Here is a 22,838-nt window from a genome sequence, read left to right as displayed (position 1 = left end):
GCGAATTGGGATGGAGTTAGTAACTGGAAACGATCCAGTAACAAGGGAACTAAAAATAGGAATAAAGTAGAAACTAAGGCATCCTTGCCTTAGAGTTGAGAGGAACTGTCTACGCTAATTGGTTAGAAGAACCAAGTGGCACCAATACGCACTTCACGATTGCCATCTAGATGCTTCATGCGTGACTCTGTACCTGCTTTGAAGAAGTGTTCTGAGTATGTGACGTTACCCCAAACGCTGCCATCGGAAGTCAGTGGCACACCACCTTCGAAGTTAAGCTCAAGTGACTGCTCGTTTTTACCAAACGCGTTGTTGTAGTTCGCGTACTGTGGGTTCACGGTGACATAGTGACCTTGCTCAGACAGATAGAATGAGTTGAACCAGTTTGCCTGCCAGCCGTTTTCAGAACGACCGTTGTCGTACTCGTTACGCATCACGGCGATATTCGGGTAAGAGACCCAGTTTTCAAACGGAGTAATCACTTTGGCAACGGCGCCTACTGCTGCGGTTTGCTCTACACCACTTTGCTTTGCTACCCAGTTTGAACCATAACTAATGTAATCAAGCGAGAAGCCAATTTCAGGAAGCACCTCTGAGCCCGTTGCATGCACTTGGAAGTAACGTGCGCGGATACGAGACAGGCCAAAGTCTTTCGACTTACCTTCTTGTCCGTCAAGGTTGGTCTGGAAGTCGGTCTCAAACTGACCTAGGTAGCCAATGTCTTCATTGTAAGAGCCAGCCATGTTCAATTGCAGGCGAGTTAGGCCGTCTTTGCCTTTCGCGCCAGAATCAACTTTTAGGTAGGTTTGAGGACGAGTCACGTCAGCAGGGTCATTGGTTTGCTCTTCCGATGCCTGAGCATTGACTGTCAGTGCGGCTAGGATCGCTGCAGAAAGAGTTGGAATGTGCTTCATGTTTTTAATCCCATGATTATCAATAATTGCGGGCAGTATGAAGCACTGGCGAGTTATTCGAAGTAACTCTGGGTAATGTAACCTATCTATAAATCTGACGGTTTAGTCGGCATTCTAACTAAGTTTTAGGCACGATAGAGCGGAAATTTAGAGTTGAGGCGCGTACGACACACCTCTGTCACATTGCTGAAAACAGAAAGTGATAGCACATGATGACCGCGTCTTCACGACCATCTTCGGTTGGGTAGTAATCACGGCGTCGGTCGACCTCATTAAAGCCCTCCGCCAAATAGAGTGACACAGCGGGCACATTACTCTCTCTCACCTCTAGCCATGCACTCTCCGCTTGGGCAGTCTCACAGTAGGCTAAAAAGTGCTGGACCAATTGACGACCATAACCTTTGCCTTGATGAAGTGGTGACACCGCAATGTTTAATAGCGACACTTCACCAACAATATTCTGAGCATAGAAATAGCCAACCGGCTGTTCATCCACCAGCATAACCACATTGTGTGCGCCTCGACCGTTTAGGTCATGGAGCATGGAAGTTTTCCAAGGGTGGCTATGCGCTTGACTCTCAATATTTACAATAGCGTCGAGATGGGATGTTTGTATCTCAGTAAAGGTGATATCAGTTGTAGGCACGAATTTGATTCCAAAGCTGTCGTTTTTGACTGTCGTCACCCTCGATTTCGGCCAAATAAGACGATTGAAGAAACTTAGGTTTTGATGGTATGTCACGCAGTTGCATCCAGTGCTCAAAACGGTCAGCAGCATGTTCATCGCCTGCGAACCACATCCAAGTCGGGACAGACTGCGCGTCGAGTTGACCAAGCTGTTCTGGCGTGATGTGCAAGACACTATCAAGCTCTAACTTCATCGCCTTTAAGATTTTTTCAAAGAATGAGACGAGCTCTCCCTCCGGCTTCACGGCTGATACAAACAGCAGCTGGCAAGATGGAGTGAGTGAAAATGTGGCTTGAGCACTGTTTGGCATTCTCTCTGGGTGAGTGAGCTCCCAAGTTTGAATACCCATCAGCTGTAGCGTGGTGCTGTTATGCATAGGACTGCCTGCTTATCAGGTTCGACCAAAATCCGAGTATGTTGGGCGAAGTGTAACAGAGGCGAATTGGATCACCAACACACGAGTAAGTAGGATCTTACTCGTGTGAAAAATGAATTAAAGCTGTAGAAACTCTGGGCTGTACTCAATCACACCCGATTTACCAGAAAGAAGAGTCTGAATCGAGTCTGCCGTCAGTGATTTTACCTGGAATGCACCTTCTGGTACTTCCCATTGACAGCTCAATCCCTCTTCGCTTGCGGAACTGAAGCCAAACTTTGAATAGTAATTCGGATCGCCAAGCACCACACACGCTGGATAGCCAAAGTCTGGTAGAGTCTCGAACGCTTCTTTTACCAAAGCCTTTGCAATACCTTGGCCTTGGTGCGATTGAGCCACAGCAAGTGGAGCTAAACCCTGCCAAGCATAGTCTTCGCCATTGAGTGTTACTGGTGAGAACAGCACGTGGCCGATCACTTCCCCTTCGTCACTGCATGCCACAAGCGACAGCGTCAAGCGACTGTTCTCGCGAAGTGCCATCACCAAGTTTGCTTCCGCCTCTGTCTCAAACACTGACTTAAGTAGACGGTCGATGGCAAGAATGTCAGCGGGTGCTTCAGTTCGAATAAGCATTAGGTACCTCACTTGCGCCTTGAGCTGGCTGCAATCCTTTATGAACGAACTCTGCAAGATGCATCAATGCTGACAACATTGGTTTTGGAAGCGCGTCAAGATCAACACTATCCATTAAGTTCTTTACTTCTAAGCCTAGTTCGGTATCACCCTCAATGCTTAGACGGCGTTGGAAAAACAGCGTATCTGGGTCTTCCTTACGCCCCGCTATTAGGACTAAGTCATTCAGATTACCGCTAAAACTGACGTCTTCTTGCTCAACAGATTCGGAAACGACGAGCGTCTCATCGTTGTAGGAAATATACCAACTGAGGTTTAGATCACGAATATGAACTTTCAACCACTTCTGTTCTAAAAACTCGAAGTCACCGTCCTCAAGTGCTTCTTTAAAAACGGTTTTTAGCCCTTCAAGCAGCGCTTTATTCTGAATTTTGGTTGGCAGAAAATGGACTGGAGATCGCAAAATTTGTGCTGCGTTTTTAACTAGTTGACTTCGAATCTTGTCTAACACGCGGTTTTTCCGTTAGTTTGTACTTAAGAAACGACATAATACGGTATTCGTACAAAAAAAATCCTGTTGTGCGTCAAATATTTTTTGCTTTTGTCTTAACCCTTTTCTAACGGATAAATCACAGTTATAGTGTGTGGGTTACTGATATATAAGCGCTTCAGAAAACTGGTAGTACATTGATGTCATCCAAATTGTTAAAGGAATACTTTGCTAAGTTAACATCCAATAGCCCTTTCTTTTTTGCTATTTTGGATGACGAGCACCGTTACTGGATGGTCAATGATCGCTATTGCGATGTCGCGGGACTTACCCACAGTGACCTGGTTGGCATGAATGACCACGAGGTTTTAGGCGCCCGTTTCTACAATCACCTCAAACCATACTACGAGCGTGCCTTTCTTGGTGAATCCATTGAAGCCGAAGTCACACTCGATGAATCAGATATCGAGTCTAGCCTTCACTTTAGCGTCTCTCCTATTGAACTCAATGGCGTAATCGAATACATCGTCTTCCATGCCATCGATACGTCAGAAAAGCAGATCATCACTCGCTCCCTAGAGGAATCCGAAAGCAAATTTTTAAAGCTTGCTGAGTTAATTCCCGATGGGTTGCTACTGGTTGAAGATGGCTGCATTTTGTCGGCAAACCCAGCTTCAGCACGCCTATTTGGCTACTCAAGTCAAAGCGACTTACTCGGAGAGTCACTAACACGACTCCTGCGCAACGAAAACGACAATCAACGAGTGCAACTTGACCTGAGTCAGGTCGACGCAAAGACACCACTTACCTTCTCAACCAGTGACTATTGCGGCATTCAACGCAGACTCTCATTGCATGTCGATAGTGCCAATCTATTTGGTGCCAATGCGCACCTAATATTAGTACAAGACCTTGATGAGAAACCGAGTCCTGTTGCAAAAAACAGTCATGAAGACGCGAATATCGACGCGCTCACCAAGCTGTATAACCGCCTCGGGTTTACACGCTGTTTGGAGCATTTTATTGAGGAAAGCACCCCGTTTGTGATGCTTTACCTTGATATCGACAATTTTAAGAATATTAATGACTCATTGGGTCACCATATCGGCGACCGAGTGATTCAAGAGGTCTCAGCACGCCTCAAACGCTACTTGCCTCAGCATGCGGTTCTCGCTCACCTTGGTGGCGATGAGTTTGGCATCATTCTGCCAGAGCCTGATAGCAACATTGCCGCTGATGAGCTAGCAGAGAAAATCATTAGCCTAATTAACCAACCCTTCGACCTACACCATTTCAGCAAACGACTCGCTTGCTCGATTGGTAGCGTCCAATCACCAAACGATGGCAATGATGCTCGCATCCTTCTGCAAAACGCCGATACCGCAATGTACGAAGCAAAGGCGCGTGGTCGTAACCGTTTGGTGAAGTTCAACGACCAAATGAACAAAGAAGCACGCATGCGCTTGTGGCTTGAGATCGAGCTCCAAAAAGCACTGCAACAAAATGGTCTTGAGGTATGGTATCAGCCTAAGGTGAACGCGCGTGACTTCAGCATTAATGGTGCTGAAGCGTTGGTGCGTTGGAAGCACCCTGTCGAAGGTTACATTAGTCCAGCATCTTTCATCCCTGTCGCCGAGCAAGCGGGCCTAATCGAGAGTTTAGGCCGAGTGGTTATGCGTGATGTCTTCACCACTGTGAAACGCTGGAAACTTCAAGGCATCTTGCCAGGCCGCGTCGCGATCAACCTATCGCCTGAGCAATTTGGCAACCCTAAGCTTATTGACTACATGGAGCGCTTACTGCGCAGCACCGGACTCGATCCTAGCTGTATCACCTTTGAGCTGACCGAAAGTGCGGTAATGAGTAACAGTGAACACACCTTGCAGATGCTCAACTCAATCAAGAAGCTTGGCTTTGCGCTCTCTATTGATGACTTTGGTACCGGGTACTCTTCGCTCTCTTACCTTGCGCACTTCCCTATCGATGAACTTAAGATAGACCGAGCGTTTATCATGGATATCGATACGCTGCCAAAACAGCTCACGGTGATCGAGAACATCATCAACCTAGGTAAATCACTGAATCTGTCTGTTGTTGCCGAAGGGGTCGAGACACGCCATCAAGCGACACTACTATCCAACTTAAACTGCAATTCGATTCAAGGTTTCCACTTCCATCGCCCACAACCAAAGCATGAAGTCGAAGCGCTATTTGCTCAAAACCGCCGACACAGAAACTAACCAAAGAGACTGAGCGTTTATCCCCCAAATTAGCTTACCTCTTTGGTGTTAATTCGTTGCTTATTAAGCGAAACCTGCCTTATATCAAATTGACCTTTATCAAATCTTCATAAAATGCGCTCTACTGACAGATTTATGGTAATGAGCATATGGAACTCTTATGCCCAGCAGGCAACTTACCTGCGCTAAAAACTGCAATTGATTGCGGTGCCGATGCCGTTTATATCGGCTTTAAAGACGATACCAATGCCCGCCATTTTGCGGGGTTGAACTTCACGGGTAAAAAGCTTGAACGTGCCGCGCAGTATGTTCATGACCACAATAAAAAGCTGCATATCGCCCTAAATACCTTTGCTCACCCAAATGGCTTTGAGCGCTGGACGAATGCCGTTGATCAGGCGGTAGACCTTGGTGTCGATGCATTGATCGTGGCCGATATCGCCGTACTGGATTATGCTGCAAACAAGTACCCAGATCTTGAATTGCATCTCTCAGTACAAGCCTCTGCGACCAACGTAGCGGCCATCGATTTCTACCACAAGAACTTCAATGTGAAGCGCGTGGTTCTACCTCGCGTGCTGTCGATTCATCAGGTCAAACAGCTATCTCGAAACATGACGTCAGATGTTGAACTTGAAGTGTTTGCGTTCGGCAGCCTGTGCATCATGTCTGAAGGACGTTGCTATCTTTCCTCTTATTTGACAGGCGAATCTCCGAACACGGTGGGCGCTTGTTCTCCGGCGAAATATGTGCGCTGGCAAGAGACGGAAAGCGGGTTAGAGTCACGTCTAAATGACATTCTAATCGACCGCTATGCACAAGGTGAAAACGCTGGCTACCCTACGCTTTGTAAGGGGCGTTTTGAAGCGGAAGTTGACGGTGAACGCAAGCGCTACCACGCCCTTGAGGAGCCAACTAGCCTAAATACCCTATCTATGTTGCCTGAGCTGTTTGCTGCAAATGTAGCATCAGTGAAAATTGAAGGTCGCCAACGCAGTCCTGCCTACGTCGAGCAGGTGACTCGCACCTGGCGAGAAGCCATTGATATGTACCAACGCAACCCAGAGCAATACCAAGTAAAACCAAGCTGGGATAGTGCTCTAGCCAACGTTTCTGAAGGCACACAAACGACACTCGGTGCTTACCACCGTAAGTGGCAATAAGGAGCAAAATACATGAAGTATGCATTAGGGCCACTGTTGTACTTTTGGCCAAAGCAAGATGTAGAGAGCTTCTACGAACAAGCAAAATCAAGCTCTGCCGATATTATCTATCTAGGCGAGAGCGTGTGTTCTAAGCGCCGTGAAATGAAACCTACTCATTGGTTTGATATTGCTAAAGAGCTCAGCGCATCTGGTAAGCAAGTGGTGCTATCCACTATGGCACTACTCGAAGCGCCGAGTGAAGTGAATATCATGAAGAAGTACATCGATAACGGTGACTTTGCGATTGAAGCCAATGACGTATCCGCTATCCAACTTGCCAGTGAAAGTAAGGTACCATTTGTCGTCGGGCCAGCGGTGAACACCTACAACGCTCGCACGCTACAGTTGTTTGCTAAGCAAGGCATGATTCGTTGGTGTATGCCAGTGGAACTGTCACGCGAATGGCTAGAAAACGCCATGAACCAAGCAGACGACTTGGGCATTCGTGGTCAGTTCGAGGTGGAAGTATTTAGCCACGGTTATTTACCGCTCGCCTATTCTGCGCGCTGCTTCACTGCACGTGCGGAAAACCGTGCGAAAGATGACTGCGAAACCTGCTGTATTAAATACCCGACAGGCCTCCAAGTAGAGAGCCAAGAGGGCCAGTCGGTGTTCAACCTCAACGGTATCCAAACGCAATCTGGATATCAGTACAACCTAATCAACGATCTTAAGTCGATGGAAGGCCTGGTCGATGTTGTGCGTTTGAGCCCACTTGGACTGGATACCTTTGCTGAGGTTGACCGCTTCAGAGCCAATGAAGACGGCAGTAACCCAGTCGCCTCACTCGACCGTCAGTGCAACGGTTACTGGCATCAGATTGCTGGTCTCGATATTAAACAGATCTAGTCAAAGCAAATCCAATACAAAGGGCCTCGCTATTCGCGAGGCCCTTTAGTTTCATTAGATTAAGCCGTCGCTGCGGTATAACCATTGGTTTGCAGCTTACGTATATCACGCCAGATAATCACGCCAACCACCAGGCTCAGCGCGACGTTTGACAACGGGTAAGCAATCCAAACACCAGTGACTCCCCAGAGTTTTGGCATCACATAAAGAAATGGCAATTGAATCAGCATGTTCCCTAAGGTAACAAATAGCGCCTTTCTGCTGTAGCTTATCGCTTGATAGTAAGCGGCGGCAACGACTAGAAATCCATCTAAGAACATCGAGAAAAGATGTAATCGTATCCCCATCACCGTATGTTCAATAAGCTGCGGTTCTGATGAGTTAAATACCGATACCGCCTGATACGGGAACAGATTTAACAGTCCGATAAATGCAGCGCCACCTACAACTGAACTTAACATAGCGACATTAAACAGCTTACGCATATTATCTTCACGGCGCGCACCGTAGTTGTAGCTCAGCAGCGGTTGCATCGCATTGGCAATGCCTTCGGCAATCAAATAGTAGAATGCGACGATATAACCAAGTATCGCATAAGCCCCGACTAAGGTCACCGAGCCATACTCTGCAAAGAGTGCATTATGTATCGCCACCATAAATGAGCCATAAGCGTACATAAAGAAGCTCGCCAAGCCGATCGAAAAGATCTTAGGCAGCAAATGGAACTGAAACTTAAAGTCCTTCAGTGTTAAGCGCATTTTGGCTCTCGAGGTAAAGAAGTAACCAATACCTAGCACAGTGACGACAGCTTGGGCGATGGCCGTTGCCAGTGCAGCCCCTGTAAGCTCCCACCCCAATAAAGCAATAAACCAATAGTCTAGGGCGATGTTGATCACCGCACCCAGCACCATGAGCAAAGTCGCCATATTAGGGCTATCGTCATTACGCAGCAGAAACGGGACAGCGATGGAGCCAAGCGCAAATACGCCACCGACAATGAGTATATCGAGATACTGCATCGCCAGTTCATACATGCGCCCCTGCGCGCCCTGAAGCAATATCATATCATCTGCAAATTGCCACAAAGCAATCGCGACAATAGGGCTTAGCGCGAACAAGGCCATCATACCGGTTGCCAATGCCTGTTTAGCACCCGCAAGGTCATTCTCACCCTGTTTGATTGAGGCCAAAGCGCCTGTACCCACGCCGACCATCATCCCAAGTCCAAGGATGACACTGATAACAGGCCAAGCGACATTGATACCCGCGAGGCCTTCCCCACCCATATACTGGCCAATGAATATCCCATCCACGACTTGATACAAGCCGTTGACGAGCATGGCGGCAATGGTTGGGATCGCATAGCGCCAAAACTGTTGATAGATTGATTTTTGTTCCATAACGACTTTACTACGATTTTATTGTTATCAGATGGCTCATCCAGAACCCTATTCAGGCCTCAGAGCCTTTGTCAGTAGCTGGTTGAGCGACGCAAACTCACTCTGTGAGAGGTTTACTTTTAGTTTTTCAGCAACGGCGCCGTAAATCTCCGTTTCTGATGCCAAAGGAATGCGAGCTTTCTCAGTCAGTATCACCCTTTTCGCGCGAGCATCATCTGGGCATGGTAGGCGCTCCACCAACCCTTTCTTTTCCAACCGCTTAACCATGTTGGTTGCTGAAGGTTTAGACACCTCTAACTCCTTGGCGAGGTCGGTAAGGCGTATTGGTTCTAATGAAGCCTGTACCGTCTTCAAATAGTCATACTCATTAAAACTAAGATGCGAGAGTGGATCTTCCTTACAGTAACTGCGCCAGACCTTAGCAGTCAGTCGCTCCATTTTCTCTAAATTGACTTCTATAGACATTCACATTACTTATTAATTAGCATGGCTAACTATTTTAGGGCGATTAGAAATAAACTTCAACGCATAAAAAAACACCAGCCAATGGCTGGTGTTTTCGAATTCAACGTGTCTCAGAGAATTAGGCGTCGCTAGGCTCTGCGTTCGCTTGCTCTTCTTGCTGTTTCTTCGCTTCTTCTGCTTGTTGAGCTCTAACGATTTCAAAGATTTTTGTCAGCTCTAGGAATGCGTACTTATGCTCTGCAAAATCATAGACGTTTTGGGCGATTGCCAACTTATATAACGATACGGCGGTTGGGAAATCACCGTCGATTTGATGACGCTTCGCAAGGTAGAAGTACACTTCTGTCAAACGCTCTGCCAATACATTGTTGTCTCGGCTGCTTGCCAGAATCGCTTGGAAGGCCTGCTCTTCTGATACTTGATCTAACATCAGCGCGACCAAGATCCAGCCCCAATCTTTATTGCGAGATAGATATTGCTTATTGAGGTTAATCGCAGCTTCTGATGGACTCGCTTCACGAGAGATGATGTAAAGCCATAACGCGCGGTATGGATCTGATGGCTCTTCTTGGTAATAACGCGTCATGCCTTCGATAGCGAGAGGGATACGGTCCCCGTAGTAAAGTGCGATAGAACGGTTACGAAGCGCGTAAGAGTTGGCAGGATCCAGCTCTAAACTTGAATCAAATGCTTCATAGGCTGAATCAAAATCACCAATCTGCGTGAAGTATTGGCCAACTTGGTTGAACACCACTGGCTGAGCAGGATTAAGCTGAAGCGATTGGTTAAAATCAAGCTGCGCCAAATCACGCATACCTAGACTATTGAAATAAGAACCACGCTCAAAGTGCATTTTAGCACGCACGTCATTATCAAGATCGCTGCGTTGAAGTAGCTGAGTCAGTCTTGCAACCTGTACTTCATATTGAACATTGGCTTGCAAAGGCACTGCCATTGGTGGATTTAACCACTGCTGATCTTGCGTTGATGAGTTGGATGCACAACCCGTCACGACGGCCACTAAACTCAATCCTAAGATTCGAAACCACTTCACTATATTCTTCTCCTTAATGCCTACTATCGCTAAGCGTAACTGACGGCTTTTATTAAATTTTTTTGCCGTGCTGCTTTAATGGTATAGCAGGTAATTTCCTTCGCGCACTAAAAAAGGGGGCGATTGCCCCCTCTTTATAGCATGCTTTTAGACGCAATGGTCTAGAAATGCGAATTATTCTGCGTCAGGTGCCGCTTTTTCATTCGCAGCTTCTGCTGGCTGTTCTACCGCTTCTTTCATGCTTAGACGTACACGGCCTTGGCGGTCGATTTCAAGTACTTTAACTTGAACTTCTTGGCCTTCTTTCAGGTAGTCAGTCACTTTCTCAACACGCTCTTGAGCGATTTGAGAGATGTGTACTAGACCATCTTTACCTGGAAGAACCGTTACGAATGCGCCGAAGTCTGCTAGACGAGCAACTTTACCCGTGTAGATCTTACCCACTTCAACTTCTGCTGTGATAGCCTCGATACGAGCGATCGCATCTTTCGCTTGGTCACCGTCAGTCGCCGCGATCTTGATAGTACCGTCGTCTTCGATCTCGATAGTCGTACCAGTTTCTTCAGTTAGCTGACGGATAACCGCGCCACCTTTACCGATAACGTCTTTGATCTTGTCTGCGCTGATCTTCATTGTGTGGATACGTGGAGCGAACTCAGAGATCTCTTCACGAGCACCAGAGATAGCTTCATCCATTACAGAAAGGATGTGCTTACGTGCACCTTGCGCTTGGTTAAGAGCAATTTGCATGATCTCTTTAGTGATACCTTCGATCTTGATGTCCATTTGAAGTGCAGTGATACCAGTGTTAGTACCTGCTACTTTAAAGTCCATGTCACCTAGGTGGTCTTCGTCACCAAGGATGTCAGAAAGAACTACGAAGTCGTCGCCTTCTTTAACAAGACCCATTGCGATACCCGCAACAGAAGACTTGATTGGTACACCAGCATCCATAAGTGCTAGAGACGTACCACATACAGAAGCCATTGAAGATGAACCGTTAGATTCAGTGATTTCCGATACAACACGTACTGTGTATGGGAATTCTTCAACAGAAGGCATTACTGCTGCGATACCGCGCTTAGCCAGTTTACCGTGACCGATTTCACGACGCTTAGGAGAACCTACAAAACCCGTTTCGCCAACACAGTATGGAGGGAAGTTGTAGTGTAGTAGGAAGTGATCTTTACGCTCACCAGTTAGCTCATCGATGATTTGAGCATCACGCTGCGTACCAAGAGTCGCAGTTACTAGCGCCTGAGTCTCACCACGAGTGAACAGTGAAGAACCGTGAGTACGTGGAAGAACGCCAGTGCGTACATCCAGTGCACGAACCATGTCTTTTTCACGACCATCGATACGTGGATTACCCGCGATGATGCTGCGACGTACAACTGTCTTCTCTAGATCGTGGAAGATAGTGTGGATTTCTTTCGTGTTCGCTTCTGGATCTTCAGCAAGAAGAACATCGTTCACTTCTGCGGCAATCGCGTGAATTCGATCGTAACGAGCCATCTTTTCAGTGATTTGGTACGCTTCAACTAGCTTAGCTTCAGCTAGCTCTGCGATACGCTCGTTAAGAGCCGTGTTCTCTTCTGGAGCAACCCAATCCCAAGCAGGAGTAGCAACTTCAGCTGCAAACTCGTTGATTGCAGTGATGACAGTTTGCTGTTGGTCGTGACCGAACACAACTGCAGATAGCATTTCTTCTTCAGTTAGGTTATCAGCTTCTGATTCAACCATTAGTACTGCAGATTCAGTACCCGCAACAACAAGATCAAGCTTAGATGTTTCTAGCTCAGTGTTGCTTGGGTTAAGAACAAGCTGACCGTCGATGTGACCAACGCGTGCTGCACCGATAGGACCGTTGAACGGGATACCAGAGATAGCAAGTGCTGCAGACGTACCAATCATTGTTGGGATGTCTGGCTGTACGTTCGGGTTAACAGAAACAACCGTTGCAATAACCTGAACTTCGTTTTTGAATGCATCTGGGAATAGTGGACGGATTGGACGGTCGATTAGACGAGCTGTCAGTGTCTCACCTTCAGATGGACGACCTTCACGCTTGAAGAAGCCACCTGGAATTTTACCTGCCGCGTAAGTACGCTCTTGGTAATTAACTGTAAGAGGGAAGAAGTCTTGACCTTCAACCGCTTCTTTTTTACCAACAACAGATACGAATACTGCTGTATCGTCCATTGTTACCATTACAGCTGCAGTAGCTTGACGTGCGATAACGCCTGTTTCTAGCGTCACAGTGTGGTTGCCGTATTGGAACGACTTAACAACTGGTTTTTCGAACATTGTATTTCCTTTTTTCTGGAGCGAGTCCAGACCATTTGATTGTGCGCTCAATGCATTACAAATCGCGACTAGTTCAAACAAACTTAACTCTAAGCAGCTAGTTCTATGCCGCTAAAAGCGAGCAAATGTGCTTGGAATAGTCGCGACCCTGCGGTCGACAAAATGGACTGTAATGTACTGAGCAGATTGTGGCTAAACGGATATGCTTTAGACAACTCTGTTTAGACGGGACGTAGTATAAACTACTTAGTGGAAGTTTTGCCATTAACTAAAGAATTTAGCTAACAAAAAAGGGGCATATAGCCCCTTTTAACAAACTTTCTATGCAGACGCTGATTAGCGACGTAGGCCTAGACGTTTGATTAGGTCTTGGTAGCGAGCTAGGTTTTTACCTTTTAGGTAATCTAGAAGCTTACGACGACGAGAAACCATACGTAGAAGACCACGACGGCTGTGGTGATCGCCTTTGTGTGCTTTGAAGTGACCTTGTAGGTGGTTGATAGAAGCTGTAAGTAGAGCTACTTGAACTTCTGGTGAACCAGTGTCGCCTTCGCCTTGTGCGTATTCTGCAACGATTGCTGCTTTAGTTTCTGCATTCAGAGACATAATTCTCTCCTAATAAGAGTAAGTTTAAAAGTTGTAGCAGCCAATCTCTGATTCAGCCGCTACGCGAAGCGCGAATTATAGGGAATAATTCTAGCTAGAGCAAGGAGTATTCGTTGCTCTATTGAGCACTTTCTTCCTCACGGAAAACAACGAGTCGCTTGGGTGCAAGCTTCGCATCATCATTCATCGCGCCAACGCCGATGAATAAACGCTCTTCACCCATGGTCATGCGTACTGGCGCATCGATTGGTAAGCCTGAAACCTGCACTGGCTGACCATGCTGAAGCAAATCACCAAGCTCAGGTGATACATTCACTTCTTGAAGATCTTGTACTGCACTGTCCATTGGCATTAGCAGTGGGTCAAGCAACTCTCGCGGCTGAAGCTCTTCACGCTTTGCCTGCTCGAATAGCTCGTTAAGCTGCTCTAGGGTCACCATGTTCTCATAAGGGTACTTAGCAACCGCCGTACGACGCAGCATAGTCACGTGCGCACCACAGCCTAGCATTTCACCGAGATCATCGACGATAGTACGGATGTACGTGCCTTTTGAGCAGTGTACTTCCATCTCTACTTCATCACCTTCAAAGCGATGTAGGACGATTTCATACACGGTGATCTTGCGTGCTTCGCGCGGCACTTCGATACCTTGGCGAGCGTACTCATAAAGCGGCTTACCTTGATATTTCAAAGCCGAGAACATTGAGGGCACCTGATCAGACTCACCACGGAACTTATCGATGCATTCATCAAGAAGCTCTGGAGTTACGTTGATATCGCGAGTTTCCACCACTTCGCCATCAGAGTCAGAGGTATTGGTGCGCTCACCAAGTTTAGCGATCACGCGGTAGCGCTTGTCTGAATCTAATAGGAATTGCGAAAACTTGGTGGCTTCGCCCAAGCAAATTGGCAGCATGCCAGTTGCTAGTGGGTCAAGAGCACCCGTGTGCCCCGCTTTTTCAGCAAAGTAGATACGCTTTACTTTTTGCAGAGCATCATTCGATGAGATACCGGTAGGTTTATCTAGAAGGATAACGCCGTTGACTGGACGTCCCTTGCGACGTCTAGCCATTACTGCTCTTCTCCCTCAGCGCCGTTTTCTTCGCTACGACCAGCTTCATCTTGCTTACGCTTGTCTTCGCTAACCACTTCGCTCACTAGGTTAGACATACGCATACCCTCGACAAGCGTGTTGTCGTAGTGGAAACGTACTTCTGGCGTTAGACGTAGGCGAATGCGCTTACCTAGCATCATACGAATATGAGCTTCGTGCTCACGAAGTGCTGCTAGGCTAGATTCAGGCGTTTGCTCGCCCACACATAGGAAAGTGACGAATACTTTTGCGTATGCTAAGTCACGAGATACTTCTACGTCTGAAATCGTCACCATACCTAGGCGAGAATCGCGAACTTCGCGTTGAAGGATAAGAGCAAGCTCTTTTTGTAGTTGCTGCGCAACACGTTGTGTGCGGCTAAATTCTTTTGACATTTCTTTTCTCACTATAGAAAGAATGGGGGGATGGTAAATACCAGCCCCCCATGGCGTATTCAACAACCATCAATACTCAAGTTAAAAACCGAGTAGCGATTTTGTCAATTAGTCTAGAGTACGTTTGATTTCAACGATTTCGAATACTTCGATTTGGTCGCCAACGCGAACATCGTTGTAGTTCTTAACGCCGATACCACACTCGTAACCGTTCTTAACTTCTTGAACGTCATCTTTGAAGCGGCGTAGAGATTCTAGCTCACCTTCGTAGATTACAACGTTATCACGCAGTACGCGGATAGGGTTGTTACGCTTGATAGTACCTTCTGTCACCATACAACCCGCGATTGCACCAAGTTTTGGAGACTTAAATACGTCACGTACTTCTGCAAGGCCGATGATTTCTTGCTTGAATTCAGGAGCAAGCATACCGCCCATTGCTTGTTTCACTTCGTCAATCAACTGGTAGATGATTGAGTAGTAACGTAGGTCTAGGTTTTCAGTTTCAACAGCACGGCGAGCAGATGCATCAGCACGTACGTTAAAACCTAGGATGATAGCGTTAGAAGCTGCTGCTAGTACTGCATCAGTTTCTGTAATACCACCAACACCAGAACCAACAATGTTCACTTTAACTTCATCAGTAGACAGTTTCAGTAGAGAGTCAGAGATTGCTTCTACAGAACCCTGTACGTCCGCTTTTAGTACTACGTTTAGTTCAGCAACATCACCAGCAGCCATGTTAGAGAACATGTTCTCTAGTTTCGCTTTTTGCTGACGTGCTAGCTTAACTTCACGGAATTTACCTTGACGGTAGTTCGCTACTTCACGTGCTTTACGCTCATCACGTACAACTGTTGCTTCGTCACCTGATGATGGAACACCAGATAGGCCAAGGATCTCAACTGGGATAGATGGACCAGCTTCAGTCACTTCTTTACCTAGCTCGTCACGCATCGCACGTACACGGCCGTATTCTTGACCACAAAGTACGATGTCGCCTTTACGTAGCGTACCAGATTGAACTAGAACTGTTGCAACTGGACCACGGCCTTTATCTAGGAATGATTCAACAACCACACCAGATGCCATGCCGTCAGCAACTGCTGTTAGCTCAAGTACTTCTGATTGAAGTAGGATAGCTTCTAGAAGACCATCGATGTTAGTACCTTGTTTCGCAGAGATGTGAACGAACATGTTCTCACCGCCCCACTCTTCAGGGATAACGTCGTACTGCGCCAGCTCGTTCTTAACGTTGTCTGGGTTCGCGTCTTCTTTATCGATCTTGTTCACTGCAACAATCAGCGGAACACCCGCCGCTTTCGCGTGTTGGATCGCTTCGATTGTTTGTGGCATTACACCATCGTCTGCAGCTACAACTAGAACAACGATATCTGTCGCTTGAGCACCACGAGCACGCATTGCGGTAAACGCCGCGTGTCCAGGAGTATCAAGGAAAGTAATCATGCCGTTTTCAGTTTCTACGTGGTATGCACCAATGTGCTGGGTAATACCACCCGCTTCGCCTGAAGCAACGTGAGTACGACGGATGTAGTCAAGTGTCGATGTCTTACCGTGGTCAACGTGACCCATGATAGTTACAACAGGAGCACGAGAAACTGCTTCTGATGTTTCATCACGGTCAGACAGTACTGCTTCTTCGAGTTCGTTCTCTTTGCGTAGAACAACTTTGTGGCCCATTTCTTCAGCAACAAGCTGTGCAGTTTCTTGGTCGATAACTTGGTTGATAGTCGCCATTGCGCCCATCTTCATCATCACCTTGATAACTTCTGTTGCTTTAACAGACATCTTGCTTGCTAGCTCAGAAACAACAACGGTTTCGCCGATAACAACATCTTGCTTAGCAACCTGAGCTGTCTTATCGAAGCCGTGCTGCATAGACGTAGGCTTAGCCAGTTTGCCTTTCTTACCACGTTGGTTACGACCGCCACGACCGCCGCGGTTGTCTTCTTGTGGGCTCGCCTTCTTCTTACGACGACGAGGTGCTTTTTCTTCTTTACGGTCTTGAGCATCTTCTGCTTCACGAGCGTATTTAGAAGTGGTGGTGTGGTAGTCACCCTCTTCTTTTGGTTTCTTCTCTTCAGCAGTCCAACGAGCTTCGTTTTCTTCCGCTAGTTTGCGAGCTTCTTCAGCTAGACGAGCCGCTTCAGCTTCCGCCTTACGTTGCGCCTCTTCCTCTTGACGACGTTTTAGTTCGTCAGCTTCTTTCTTCGCTTCAGCATTCTTTGCGTTCATTTCTTTCTTAGCCTTTTCCGCTTCTTCGCGCTTAGCAGCATCTGCTTCAGGTTGCTCAGCCTCACGTTTAGCTTTTTCCTCTGCTAGACGTTTTTCTTCGGCTTCGCGCTGAGCTTTCTCTTCTGCTTCACGCTGTGCTTTCTCTGCAGCTTCACGTTTGGCTAGCTCTTCGGCTTCACGTTGGGCACGCTCTTCCGCCTCACGATTTGCTGCTTCCTCAGCTTCACGTTTTGCTTGCTCGTCGATCGCACTGCGCTTGACATAAGTGCGCTTCTTGCGCACTTCTACTTGTACATCTTTGCTCTTACCGCCACCGGCAGAAACAGACAGAGTGCTACGAGTTTTACGCTGCAGCGTAAGACGAGTAGGCTCTGACTCACCAGATGTATCACCATGTTCTTTCTTAAGGTGAGTGAGAAGCGTTTGCTTCTCTTCATCGTTCACCTGATCGCTTTCTGATTTCTTCAGACCAGCATCAGCAAGTTGTTCAATTAGGCGTTCAACTGGCGTACCAATCTCTTCGCTAAGTGCTTTAACCGTAAGTTTTGTCATGCAACTACCTCCTTGCTGATTATTATTCTTCGTCGCCGAACCAACAGATGTTACGTGCAGCCATGATTAGCTCACCTGCGCGCTCTTCTGTTAGCCCTTCAATGCCCTCTAGCTCATCGACACCTTGATCTGCAAGGTCTTCAAGAGTAGCTACACCTTTTGCAGCCAGTTTAAATGCCATTTCACGCTCTAGACCTTCTAGTCCTAGTAGGTCTTCAGCTGGCTCAACACCTTCGAATGACTCTTCCTGAGCAAGAGCAAGTGTCGTTAGGGCATCTTTTGCACGGCTACGGAGCTCTTCTACAAGCTCTTCGTTTAAGCCGTCGATTTCTAGAAGCTCGTTAACTGGCACGTATGCCACTTCTTCTAGAGTTGAGAAGCCTTCCTCAACAAGCATTTCCGCGAAGTCTTGCTCGATGTCTAGGTGCTTCATAAAGTTTTCGATAGAAGCTGATGCTTCTTCTTGGTGTTTCTTCTGAAGGTCTGCAACTGTCATTACGTTCAGTTCCCAACCTGTAAGTTGAGATGCTAGACGTACGTTTTGACCGCTACGACCGATAGCTTGCGCTAGGTTATCTGCTTCAACTGCGATGTCCATTGCGTGCGCATCTTCATCAACGATGATAGAAGCAACGTCTGCTGGCGCCATTGCGTTGATAACAAACTGAGCTGGGTTATCGTCCCAAAGAACGATATCGATACGCTCACCGCCAAGCTCACCAGAAACCGCTTGTACACGTGCACCACGCATACCAACACACGCACCCACAGGGTCGATACGCTTGTCGTTTGTTTTCACAGCGATCTTCGCACGAGAACCTGGATCACGCGCTGCGCCTTTCAGTTCGATTAGCTCTTCAGCAATCTCTGGCACTTCTACACGGAACAGCTCAGCAAGCATTTCTGGCTTAGAACGAGTAATGAATAGCTGGAAACCGCGAGCTTCAGGAGCCACTTTGTACAGAAGACCACGTACACGGTCACCTGGACGGAAGTTTTCACGTGGAAGCTGGTCATCGCGTAGGATCACGGCTTCAGCGTTGTTACCAAGGTCTAGAATGATAGTGTCACGGTTAACTTTCTTAACCACACCAGTCACTAGGTCGCCTTCGTTGTCGATAAACTGCTCAACGATTTGCGCGCGTTCGGCTTCACGTACTTTCTGTACGATAACTTGCTTCGCTGTTTGCGTCGTGATGCGGTCAAACGTTACTGACTCGATTTCTTCTTCTACGAAGTCGCCTAGTTCAACAGATTCATCGTCGTACTGCGCAGCTTCGATAGAAATTTCTTTCGTTGGGAATTCAACTTCTTCTACTGCCATCCAGCGACGGAAAGTTTCAAATTCGCCAGTTTTGCGGTCAATAGCAACACGAACTTCAATTTCCATTTCGTGTTTTTTCTTTGTAGAGGTCGCCAGTGCAATCTCTAGCGCTTCAAAGATACGCTCACGAGGAACAGCTTTCTCGTTAGAAACTGCTTCTACTACCGCTAAAATTTCTTTACTCATTTATCTAGCCTCTAAGCTTTTATTATTAGGGACCTAAAATTTAGGGATAAGGTTAGCTTTTGAAATGTTGCTTAGCGCCATTTCTTCTTCGTTACCATCAGCAAGGATGGTCACTGTCTCGCCTTCAATAGATTGGATGACACCTTTCCATTTGCGACGGTTTCCGACAGCCATTTTTAGAACGATGCTGACCTCGTGACCAATAAATTGTTGGTAATGTGCTGCTTTGAAAAGTGGTCTTTCTAGGCCTGGTGAAGACACCTCTAGGTTATAAGCCACCGTAATTGGGTCTTCGACATCCATTACTGCACTTACTTGATGACTTACTTCTGCGCAAGCATCAACAGTAATACCATCTTCATGGTCGATATAGATTCGAAGGGTAGAATGCTCACCTGCACGGATGAACTCTAAACCAACAAGCTCGTAGCCGATTGCCTCAACAGGCGCTTCGAGCAATTCTGTAAGTTGTCTTTCTAAACCAGTCATTTAACCACTCCAGAAACAAAAAAAGGGCATATAGCCCAATTTAAATTCCAAGCACTTGTATTTGCAGCCTTTTAAAAAGCGCAAATAACAAAAAACCCCGATAGTCGGGGTTTTTTGTTGCTGGACCCTGATCATCGAGAAAAAATAACACCCTAAAAAGATAGTTGGTGTTTCCTCGATGTGCAGTGATTTTTTCACACTGCTAAACTTGCAATCCATCAACACTTAGAAAGTATTGGTTGCGGGGGCCGGATTTGAACCGACGACCTTCGGGTTATGAGCCCGACGAGCTACCAAGCTGCTCCACCCCGCGTCCGACGTGCTGAGCATTATACGCTCAACCACCTGTATTACAAGTTTATAAATAATGGTGCCGAGAGAGGGACTCGAACCCTCACACCAAAGGCACTAGCACCTCATGCTAGCGTGTCTACCAATTTCACCATCTCGGCATCTAAGCTTTTCGATTCGTTAGAATCAATCAACTTATTGAGGGATCTCGTCGCTGTTTTCAGCTGGAACATCACTCGCTGCATCAGCTGCTTGCTCAATCACTTGACCTTGAGTAGGGTCAACCCATTGAGACTCACCTTTGTGAGTGTACATGTTGCCAAGTACTAAGCTGATAACAAAAAATACGATTGCAAAAATTGCAGTCATTCGGGTTAGGAAATTTCCTGAGCCACTAGCACCAAACACTGTGTTTGAAGCGCCAGCACCGAATGAGGCTCCCATATCTGCGCCTTTACCTTGTTGAATCAACACTAGGCCAATAACACCAAGCGCAGCCAACAGGTAAATCACAAGTAGAACTTGAATCATGTGTCCACCTATGTTCCTAATTGTTGAGCCAGCGCCGCTTTCCTTGCTGTACGCACTGAAAACCTGGCTATGACCTCCTAAGCGAAGGCGGTGGCAATACTAGCGAATGCCGCACTGACTGACAAGAGAAAAATGACAAAAATCTTTCGCCGAGCAACCGAACGCTCAAAAAAAGGGCAAAAGAACAATTACCGATAAGAATAAGCGAGTAATCATATAAAAAATAAGCAAGAACCAAAAGAACTAATTTGGTTCTTGCTCATGCTAAATAGTCTCTATTTAGCAGTTTTCTTTTACGATATCAGCAATGTACTGTGCTGACTGATTCACTAGCGCGTCATCCTCGCCTTCAACCATGACACGCAGCAGTGGCTCTGTGCCCGATTTGCGAAGTAGGACACGACCTTTATCGCCAAGATCCGCTTCCGCTTTCGCTACCGCCTGTTTTACAGCTTCTGCTTCTAGCGGGTTTGCATCGCCACTGAAACGCACGTTAATCAGCACTTGTGGGTATAGCGTCATGCCACTTGCGAGTTCATTGAGCGACATCTTCGCACCAATCACAGAAGCAAGCACTTGCAGCGCAGCCACGATAGCATCACCCGTCGTGACTTTATCAAGCAGGATAACGTGACCTGAGTTTTCTGCACCGATACGCCAGTCACGCTCAAGCAATTGTTCCATGACATAGCGGTCACCAACGGCTGCGCGAACGAATGGGATTCCAAGTTGCTTAAGACCATTTTCCATACCTAGGTTGGTCATTAGAGTACCGACAACACCACCTTTTAGCTCACCACGACGTAGAGCGTCACGGGCGATAATGTAAGCAATTTGGTCGCCATCCACTTTGTTACCTAGGTGATCGACCATGATGATGCGGTCGCCATCACCATCAAAAGCAAGGCCAAGGTCGGCTTTTTCTTCAACCACTTTTGCTTGTAGAGCTCGTACGTCCGTGGCACCCACTTCAGCGTTAATGTTGGTACCATCTGGGTCAACACCAATAGAAATTAGCTCAGCGCCAAGCTCTTTAAATACTGAAGGTGCAATCTTATAAGTGGCACCATGAGCACAATCGATAACAATTTTTAGACCTGCTAGGCTCAAATCGTGTGGGAAGGTGCTCTTACAAAACTCGATATAACGACCCGCAGCATCGGTCAAACGACTTGCTTTACCAAGCTCAGCCGATTCAACACACTCAATCTCTTTATCCAGCTCTTCTTCAATCGCTAGCTCAATTGAGTCCGGAAGTTTCGTTCCCTCAGAAGAGAAGAACTTAATGCCGTTGTCATAATATGGGTTATGCGAAGCTGAAATAACGATACCAGCTTCCGCGCGGAAAGTCTGCGTTAGATAAGCCACAGCAGGAGTTGGCAATGGACCAGTAAAGATGGCTTTTAAACCCGCAGCAGAAAGACCCGCCTCTAGAGCCGATTCCAACATATAGCCAGAGATTCGCGTGTCTTTACCGATGATCACTTTTTTTGTGCCTTGCTTTGCAAGAACACGACCTGCAGCCCAGCCTAGTTTAAGTACAAAGTCAGGTGTAATTGGGTATTGACCCACTTTTCCACGAACACCGTCGGTACCAAAATAACGTCGTTGTGACATTCTATTTCCTTATTCGTTTTTATAAATTTGATTGCATCATCTGGACGATTTTCATCGCCTCAACGGTTTCCACCGCATCATGAACGCGGATAATCTGTGCCCCTTTCGCGGCAGCGAGCGTCGCACAGGCAAGGCTTCCCGCTAAACAATCTGCGGGTGCTTTATCTAACAATTTGAAAATCATTGATTTACGCGACATACCAGCAAGAATAGGCAATTCAAATTGATGGAATTTATCTAGATGCGCTAGCAGATGATAATTATGTTCGAGTGTTTTGCCAAATCCAAACCCCGGATCTAGGATGAGTCTATCACGAGAAATGCCGGCCGCTTCGCACGCAGAGATACGTTCTTGTAAGAATTCCGCCACGTCTTTCAAAAGATCCTCATAGGTCGGATTCATTTGCATAGTGCGCGGCTGGCCTTGCATATGCATCAGACAGATTGGCACCCCAGCTTTAGCCGCAACGTCTAAAGCGCCTGGTTCTTGAAGTGCACGGACATCATTAATGATATCGGCACCCGCCTCTACCGCTTGACGCATCACTTCTGCCTTACTCGTATCGACAGAAATCCACACGTCATGTCGTTCACGGATGGCTTTAATGACCGGGATAACACGCTTTAGCTCTTCTTGTAGTTCAACATCTGGCGCTCCAGGGCGCGTTGACTCGCCACCTACATCGACAATGGTAACCCCAGACGCGACCATAGCGTCAACTTGTTCAAGCGCGGCATCAACCGAATTGAATTTCCCACCATCGGAGAATGAGTCTGGCGTGACATTGACGATGCCCATGACTTGGGGCGTATCGAGAGAGAGTGTTTTGTTGTTTGCTTGTAAAATCATAACTGCTTTAAACGACAAAAGCCCCGA

The 22,838-nt window shown here is 47.0% G+C and carries 21 protein-coding genes and 2 tRNA genes; 3 read left to right on the top strand and 20 right to left on the bottom strand.

The features are described from left to right. Nucleotides 1–122 precede the first annotated feature (122 nt). The 5 genes from LY387_RS02920 to ubiT form a co-directional block, all read right to left on the bottom strand. The gene (locus LY387_RS02920) at nt 123–914 is read right to left on the bottom strand and encodes a hypothetical protein (RefSeq protein WP_234495256.1); all 792 of its coding nucleotides are present in this window, start codon (nt 912–914) and stop codon (nt 123–125) included. 178 nt (nt 915–1,092) lie between these two features. Then, entirely contained in the window at nt 1,093–1,560 is a 468-nt protein-coding gene (rimI, locus tag LY387_RS02915) for a ribosomal protein S18-alanine N-acetyltransferase (RefSeq protein ID WP_234495255.1), read from the bottom strand. Continuing rightward, nucleotides 1,547–1,978 (bottom strand): DNA polymerase III subunit psi, encoded by a 432-nt coding sequence (locus LY387_RS02910; RefSeq protein WP_234495254.1) that lies wholly within the window; start codon nt 1,976–1,978, stop codon nt 1,547–1,549. Before LY387_RS02910 ends, rimI begins: the two co-directional genes overlap by 14 nt. Before the next feature lie 117 nt (nt 1,979–2,095). After that, nucleotides 2,096–2,611 carry a GNAT family N-acetyltransferase gene (locus LY387_RS02905; protein ID WP_234495253.1) on the bottom strand — a complete coding sequence of 172 codons (516 nt, stop codon included), beginning with the start codon at nt 2,609–2,611 and terminating at the stop codon, nt 2,096–2,098. Then, entirely contained in the window at nt 2,595–3,122 is a 528-nt protein-coding gene (gene ubiT / locus LY387_RS02900) for a ubiquinone anaerobic biosynthesis accessory factor UbiT (protein ID WP_042473597.1), read from the bottom strand. The genes LY387_RS02905 and ubiT overlap by 17 nt, the downstream gene beginning before the upstream one ends. Before the next feature lie 179 nt (nt 3,123–3,301). Here ubiT and LY387_RS02895 point away from each other — a divergent pair, with 179 nt between their 5' ends. The 3 genes from LY387_RS02895 (at nt 3,302) to LY387_RS02885 (ending at nt 7,395) form a co-directional block, all read left to right on the top strand. Next, nucleotides 3,302–5,341: a putative bifunctional diguanylate cyclase/phosphodiesterase gene (locus tag LY387_RS02895; protein ID WP_234495252.1), complete on the top strand. Its 2,040-nt coding sequence runs from the start codon at nt 3,302–3,304 to the stop codon at nt 5,339–5,341. Between the two features lie 149 nt (nt 5,342–5,490). Beyond that, entirely contained in the window at nt 5,491–6,504 is a 1,014-nt protein-coding gene (gene ubiU, locus LY387_RS02890; protein ID WP_234495251.1) for a ubiquinone anaerobic biosynthesis protein UbiU, read from the top strand. Between the two features lie 12 nt (nt 6,505–6,516). Then, nucleotides 6,517–7,395 carry a U32 family peptidase gene (locus LY387_RS02885; protein ID WP_234495250.1) on the top strand — a complete coding sequence of 293 codons (879 nt, stop codon included), beginning with the start codon at nt 6,517–6,519 and terminating at the stop codon, nt 7,393–7,395. 59 nt (nt 7,396–7,454) lie between these two features. Here the strand turns inward: LY387_RS02885 and LY387_RS02880 are convergent, their stop codons facing one another. The 15 genes from LY387_RS02880 to folP all read right to left on the bottom strand — a co-directional run bounded on the left by LY387_RS02880 (nt 7,455) and on the right by folP (nt 22,811). Next, on the bottom strand, nt 7,455–8,795 hold the full coding sequence (locus tag LY387_RS02880) for an MATE family efflux transporter (protein WP_234495249.1): 1,341 nt from the start codon (nt 8,793–8,795) through the stop codon (nt 7,455–7,457). A gap of 48 nt (nt 8,796–8,843) precedes the next feature. Continuing rightward, nucleotides 8,844–9,260 carry a MarR family winged helix-turn-helix transcriptional regulator gene (locus LY387_RS02875; protein ID WP_234495248.1) on the bottom strand — a complete coding sequence of 139 codons (417 nt, stop codon included), beginning with the start codon at nt 9,258–9,260 and terminating at the stop codon, nt 8,844–8,846. A 118-nt stretch (nt 9,261–9,378) separates the two neighbouring features. Then, nucleotides 9,379–10,314 carry a lipoprotein NlpI gene (nlpI, locus tag LY387_RS02870; RefSeq protein WP_128648289.1) on the bottom strand — a complete coding sequence of 312 codons (936 nt, stop codon included), beginning with the start codon at nt 10,312–10,314 and terminating at the stop codon, nt 9,379–9,381. Nucleotides 10,315–10,488: 174 nt separating this feature from the next. Continuing rightward, nucleotides 10,489–12,621 (bottom strand): polyribonucleotide nucleotidyltransferase, encoded by a 2,133-nt coding sequence (gene pnp / locus LY387_RS02865; protein ID WP_234495247.1) that lies wholly within the window; start codon nt 12,619–12,621, stop codon nt 10,489–10,491. Between the two features lie 336 nt (nt 12,622–12,957). Continuing rightward, nucleotides 12,958–13,227, bottom strand: a complete 270-nt coding sequence (rpsO, locus tag LY387_RS02860; protein WP_005380094.1) for a 30S ribosomal protein S15 — start codon at nt 13,225–13,227, stop codon at nt 12,958–12,960. Between the two features lie 118 nt (nt 13,228–13,345). Next, nucleotides 13,346–14,299: a tRNA pseudouridine(55) synthase TruB gene (gene truB, locus LY387_RS02855; protein WP_234495246.1), complete on the bottom strand. Its 954-nt coding sequence runs from the start codon at nt 14,297–14,299 to the stop codon at nt 13,346–13,348. Beyond that, on the bottom strand, nt 14,299–14,715 hold the full coding sequence (gene rbfA, locus LY387_RS02850) for a 30S ribosome-binding factor RbfA (protein WP_234495245.1): 417 nt from the start codon (nt 14,713–14,715) through the stop codon (nt 14,299–14,301). The genes truB and rbfA overlap by 1 nt, the downstream gene beginning before the upstream one ends. 108 nt (nt 14,716–14,823) lie before the next feature. Beyond that, nucleotides 14,824–17,523 (bottom strand): translation initiation factor IF-2, encoded by a 2,700-nt coding sequence (infB, locus tag LY387_RS02845; RefSeq protein ID WP_234495244.1) that lies wholly within the window; start codon nt 17,521–17,523, stop codon nt 14,824–14,826. A 22-nt stretch (nt 17,524–17,545) separates the two neighbouring features. After that, the gene (gene nusA / locus LY387_RS02840) at nt 17,546–19,033 is read right to left on the bottom strand and encodes a transcription termination factor NusA (protein WP_234495243.1); all 1,488 of its coding nucleotides are present in this window, start codon (nt 19,031–19,033) and stop codon (nt 17,546–17,548) included. 33 nt (nt 19,034–19,066) lie between these two features. After that, nucleotides 19,067–19,522 carry a ribosome maturation factor RimP gene (gene rimP, locus LY387_RS02835; RefSeq protein WP_042473583.1) on the bottom strand — a complete coding sequence of 152 codons (456 nt, stop codon included), beginning with the start codon at nt 19,520–19,522 and terminating at the stop codon, nt 19,067–19,069. Nucleotides 19,523–19,758: 236 nt separating this feature from the next. Continuing rightward, nucleotides 19,759–19,835, bottom strand: a tRNA-Met gene (locus tag LY387_RS02830). A 55-nt stretch (nt 19,836–19,890) separates the two neighbouring features. Further along, nucleotides 19,891–19,974 (bottom strand) — tRNA-Leu (locus LY387_RS02825). A gap of 34 nt (nt 19,975–20,008) precedes the next feature. Continuing rightward, nucleotides 20,009–20,344 (bottom strand): preprotein translocase subunit SecG, encoded by a 336-nt coding sequence (gene secG, locus LY387_RS02820; RefSeq protein ID WP_042473582.1) that lies wholly within the window; start codon nt 20,342–20,344, stop codon nt 20,009–20,011. 279 nt (nt 20,345–20,623) lie between these two features. Continuing rightward, a complete protein-coding gene (glmM, locus tag LY387_RS02815; RefSeq protein ID WP_234495242.1) occupies nt 20,624–21,961 on the bottom strand; it encodes a phosphoglucosamine mutase in 1,338 nt (445 codons plus the stop codon). Nucleotides 21,962–21,980: 19 nt separating this feature from the next. Next, nucleotides 21,981–22,811, bottom strand: a complete 831-nt coding sequence (folP, locus tag LY387_RS02810; protein ID WP_234495241.1) for a dihydropteroate synthase — start codon at nt 22,809–22,811, stop codon at nt 21,981–21,983. Nucleotides 22,812–22,838 lie beyond the last annotated feature (27 nt).

The organism is Vibrio maritimus, from assembly GCF_021441885.1.
Classification (GTDB): domain Bacteria; phylum Pseudomonadota; class Gammaproteobacteria; order Enterobacterales; family Vibrionaceae; genus Vibrio; species Vibrio maritimus_B.
Note: the sequence above shows the minus strand (reverse complement) of the source record. Positions and strands in the feature narration are given on the sequence as shown.